1 protein-coding gene is annotated in these 1,414 nt (G+C 68.4%); it reads right to left on the bottom strand.

Annotation, left to right across the window (positions count from 1 at the left end):
* Nucleotides 1-1,414, bottom strand: a 1,414-nt coding sequence (locus CQ007_RS18725) for a TonB-dependent receptor domain-containing protein (RefSeq protein ID WP_146114611.1), incomplete at both ends; no start/stop codon positions are given.

Raw genomic sequence — 1,414 nt, 5'->3', positions numbered from 1 at the left:
TGTCCCGTCGCCACTTCAGTCCGACCTCGGCATTGCGCGACAGGCTCGGCTTGAGTGCCTGGTTCATGCCGGCACCATCGGGCCGGTAGGCCAGCTCCTGGAAGGTCGGGGTCTCGAAGCCCTGGCCCAAGGCGGCATACAGGCTCAGTTCCGGGGTCCATTGCCAGTTCAGGCCCAGCGCCGGGTTGGTGCGGTGCACGCGCATGCGTCCGCTGTCGTCCTGGCCATCGACCAGATAGTCATCGTCCGAGTCGAACTCCACCCGGTTGTAGCGCATCCCGGCCACCAGCTCCCAGCGCGGCGCCAGCTGCCAGGTGCTGATCAGGTAGGCCTCCTGGCTGTCGACCCGGTTGAACTCGTCGCGCTGCAGGCCGCCCTTGCTGCCGTTGTCATTGACGAAGCCCTGGCGTTCCTCGCCCTGGTAGTTGTAGGCCAGCCCCGCCGCCAGGGTCACCGGCAGGCCGAACAGCTGGGTGCCGCGCTGCCAGCCCAGCTCGCCGCCGCCGAAGCGCCGGTCCAGCTCGACTACCCCACCGCCAGCGGTCAGGCCACCGCGAGGGAAGGCCAGGAACTGCTGCATGTCCCGCTCGCCACCATAGACCATCACTGTCAGTTGGTCGTCGTTGGCCAGGCGCCGCTGGTAGTTCAGTCCGACCTGGTTGTGGCGTACCGACTTGCGGGTATCGAAGGTATAGGCCGGCGGCGGTGCCTGGCGCCGGTCGGCACGCACCTGCTCGGCGGTCAGCCCCAGCGGATCCTGGGTATCGGGCTGGTCCAGGCTGTTGATCAGCAGGGTCAGGCTGGAGACATCATCGATATCCCAGCCCAGGCGCAGGTTGGCGATGTCGCGGCGGGTGTCGCTGTGGTCGCGGTAGCCATCGGTCTCCAGCCGCGAGAGGTTGGCGCTGATGTTCAGGTTGCCATGCTGGCCGCCGTAGCGCAGGCGCGAGCGCCACAGCCCATCGCTGCCGACCACCGTGCGGTTGTCCAGGGTCGGGTAGAACGGTGCCTCGCCGGTATAGCCCTGGATGATGCCGCCGGAGGCATTGCCGTACAGGGTGGTCAGCGGGCCGCGCAGCACCTCGATGCGCTGCAGGCCATCGAGGTCGAACAGTGCCGGCTGGCCCTGGCCGTCGGGCATGGTCAGCGGGATACCGTCCTGCACCAGGCGCACCCCACGCACGCCGAACTGCGAGCGGGCGCCGAAGCCGCGCGAGGATATCTGCAGGTCCTGGGCGTAGTTCTGGCGGTTCAACGCCACCAGCCCGGGGACCCGCTGCAGGGATTCGGAGAGGTTGGCGCCCAGGTTGGGGGCGTTCAGTTGTTCCGCGGTCACGGTATGCCGGGCCAGCGGCAGTTGCAGGTCCTGGCCATCGTCGCCGCCGCCGAGGATGATCTGTGCCGGCAGGCTGAG

It is taken from the genome of Pseudomonas sp. MYb185 (assembly GCF_002979975.1).
Lineage (GTDB): Bacteria > Pseudomonadota > Gammaproteobacteria > Pseudomonadales > Pseudomonadaceae > Halopseudomonas.
This window is presented reverse-complemented; position numbering and strand designations above follow the sequence as displayed.